The sequence below is a fragment of the Chryseobacterium sp. MDT2-18 genome (genome assembly GCF_030815285.1).
GTDB lineage: Bacteria > Bacteroidota > Bacteroidia > Flavobacteriales > Weeksellaceae > Kaistella > Kaistella salivictor.
On sequence record NZ_JAUSWQ010000022.1, the window covers coordinates 1 to 3,651 of the forward strand.

Annotated in this window: 2 protein-coding genes; both read right to left on the bottom strand. The window is 34.9% G+C overall.

From position 1 onward, the window contains the following. A partial coding sequence (locus QF004_RS13825) for a hypothetical protein (RefSeq protein WP_307427464.1) occupies positions 1-3,254 on the bottom strand: 3,254 nt, incomplete at its 3' end. 4 nt (positions 3,255-3,258) lie between these two features. Beyond that, positions 3,259-3,651: T9SS type A sorting domain-containing protein (locus QF004_RS13830; RefSeq protein ID WP_307427468.1), on the bottom strand; the 393-nt coding region annotated here is incomplete at its 5' end.

Here is a 3,651-nt window from a genome sequence, read left to right on the forward strand (position 1 = left end):
ATGTTTCCGGTAATGTCTTTCACTTCTTTCAGCCGGTTGGCGGTATCGTAAATATATAATTCGCGAATTCCTGAGGGAGGGGTGATACTGGTTACACCGATTAGGGGTCTATAGGTATAAGTAGATATTTGATAATTGGGTAAACTTGTTCTAAAAGCATCGAGTTTATCTAATAATATGGCTTCCGAATAGTTCGGGTTCCCATAATCTGAAGCAGCAATAATCGCCAAGGCTGATGCTGAAACTTGTGCATAGGTTGCTCCATCGATTTTCGCTATAGGCTGGGTTTGGTTGTAATCCCAGATGATTGCGGTAGAAAAATTACCTTTTATGGTGTATTGAAGAAGATTACCTTTGTTGTCGTACGAGTCGTAAGTGATTTCAGTTGATGGTGTATTGTTCTGGATATCATAGGATGAAGCGGAACTTGGAAGTAAATTCGCAGGATTGTTATATTTTGTCTCTGTTTTAGAAATGGTTTTGCCATTTTTCTTTACTTCTGTTTCCATCGGAATTCCTACCATATTGGCATCGATTAGTTTTTGGTTGCCTTTTTCTTGAGCGTATTGGTAGTTTGTTTCATGGGTGGTGAGATCAGGAAAAGTAACTTTCTGACCGGTCAGTTGGTAATGGGCTGAATTGTTATAAAAGTATTCGGTGGTGGTTAATAATGGCGTGCTGTTGAGATAGTCCGTGGTATTTTTGGATTTAATAAATTTATTATAAGATCCTATTGCATATTGCGAAATCTGCACGTTATATAATGGAAGCAAAGAACCTACTTGAACGCCTGCTGCCCCTGTACATTGAGGAAAAAATGAATTTTGATCCTCATTTCCGCTGCACGTGTAGATTGTTGAAAACGGCAAAGCATAAAGTGGAGGGTAACCCATTCCTGGGCTTCCTTGGTCTTCAAAAGCTACCCTTTGGAATATTTCATGTGCGATGATGCCGTAGTGCACTTTATTATTATTCTGCCTTTCACCATAAAAATATTCGATCGATTTCAAAGGCGTATGATTACTGTCAAAATAATTTATTTTAGACTCTCTTGCATTATCCCATGATACATAAGAATACATTTTAATATCGTTATTTTGAAAACCATTGATAACTGAACTAGGGGAATCAGGAGTAATATTAAAAATATGAGTTTCGCCTCCTTTTTCAAAATTACTACCGCCAAAACTTATATCAACCTCACTATATAAATAATCCTGAGAAGAGGAAGCAAAAGATTTCTGATCATTTGAGTTGATATGTATAAAAGTATTTACATACGGATGTTGATTTAAGTAAAAAAGTTTAGCAGAATAGGATTTAAAATCAAAAGGATAAGAATTTTGCAGTCCCCGATATTTATAAAAAACTGAATCAAGTAAATTATTATTTGAATCTTTGGTAATTACTGACGCAAGTCGAGATGCGACACTAGAAATTATGGGATCGCCTTCTTGCTGTAGCTCATAATGTGCAGGAATGAATGGTTGATCGCCGACTTTAACAAAAACTTTTGTACAGGGCAAAAACACATTCTCAATTGAAAACGTATAGTTACCGGCAGGCAATAAGATCTCAAACACCTCCGGTTTTGAAATAAATTTTCGTGTGGCAAATGAGATACCATTCTTATATATCTTTAGAAAACCAGATAAATGTTCTATAGGATCTCCACTCCCTGAACAGTTTGGTGATAATTCAGTATAGCCCTTAAAATATAATGTTTTTTGTTCATTTACTAGGTATGACATTGGAAGCCCTGCTAAATTAACATTCCCCTCTTCATCTTTATCATATGTCAATAAGCCTAAATTAAAAGATTGGTTGTCTGGAATCGAGTTTTGCCGATAAATATAAGCTGTCTTTTCATCAACACCTTCGTACTTCAGAAGGGAATATCCTTTTGTAGGATATGATACTTTTGATAATAATCCATATTTGTTAAATGAAGCATCTGGAATTCTTTCCGCTAAGGAATTATATCTGTTGCCGATATAATGACTATAGAGATTTGCATAAGTATTTGGAATAAGGGTTGTATTGGTATTCCTTCCATTATAATATCCGTAATAATCTTGTGCGCATGTTAAGCGTGCAGGAAATCCTTGCGGATTATTATACTCAAATAAATAAATGGCTTTTTTTGTCGTGTTTTCCACTCTATTTAGAAAAACACGACTATTTGGATTATGCGTATATAATAAGTTGATATTTTCAAATAGGGCACTAGAAGTATCTTTTAAAGTGATATTAATCAATCTTTTAGGAATGTCAATATTGTCCTGAATATAATTAAAATTAATTATACTTGTTGCAGATGAATTGACTTGCTGTAGAACTTTACTTTTGACACGAATTCTAACATCTATTTGATCAGATAAATATGCTGGGTAATTTGAAAACTGGGATCCTACACTATTAAACCCAATTAGATTTGTTGAAAAATCAAATTTTAAATATTGTGTTCTATATGCAACATAGGTATAGTCGTTTGATTCATAAATAAGGTTAATTTCTTCTGCTGTACTTGGATTATATATCCGGTTTAGGAACCATGCGGAAATTTTCAGACTTGCTCCAGAACCGGAACCGCTTTTAAGTGCAAGAGTTTTTTCCTGTTCCTTAAATTCATAAATAGTTCCATCTACATCAATTATTTCATAATAATACCCAATATCAGGCGCTGATTTTCTAATAATTTTTAGGTCGCTCTGATCCAACTGTACAATATTCTGTTTGGAGTCAAAAATAAATTTTCCATTCTTGCCTAAAAATTGGAAATTATAAATATCAGGTTCACTATCAAGAAAAGATTCCTGAATGCCGTCCAAATACGAAAAAGAACTGAAGTCATTTGTTGAAATCCCTTGACTTATATTAAAGTCTGGGAAATGATAGTCGCCGTCTTCATCTGGCAAATCTTTCACCGTTCTTGTAATTACGCCACCCCCTACAAATTGCCATGAGAGTCCTGCAGTACCCTCCAGCTCATCTACACGAACCCCTGTATTCGAATAATTCAAACTAAATGGCAAATTAATTGTCCCAGAGTTTATACTTACCAAAGGTATATTAATGTTAGGTGTACCATTTATCAAACCAACTGGAACCGATCCAAACGTTCCTAGTCTATATGCTTCCTCTGACGGGGGGCTTATAATTTTAGAAATTTTTTCATTTTCGTAATTGCTTTGAGGCTGTGCTTGCAAAAATAGATGGATCCATGGTAAAATTATTAGTAAAATCTTTTTCATAACCTTACTTTTTAATGATTTTAGTATAGACAGCTTTTTTTCCTTTCATAGCACTCACCACATACACTCCCTGCGGCAAAGCACCCGTAATAATTTTTGTCACCTTATTTTTAGTTTTTATATTTTGAATTAATCTTCCTGTCATATCATGTAGCGTAATCTCAGCTTCGCCATTAAATTCAAATCCAATCTCTACATAACAATAATCCGTCACCGGATTCGGATAAATCCGTAGGTCCTGTTTTTCTATGAGATTATCCAAATCTTTATCGCCCAATTTCAAGATCTTCCAGTTCTCTTGTCCCAGCTCTTCGGCACTCGTTCCTGCCAAAAGAAAAGTTCCATCGTTCTGCAGTTTTGCAGAAACCAGCCGTTCTTCTTTTTTCTTTGCTTTTCC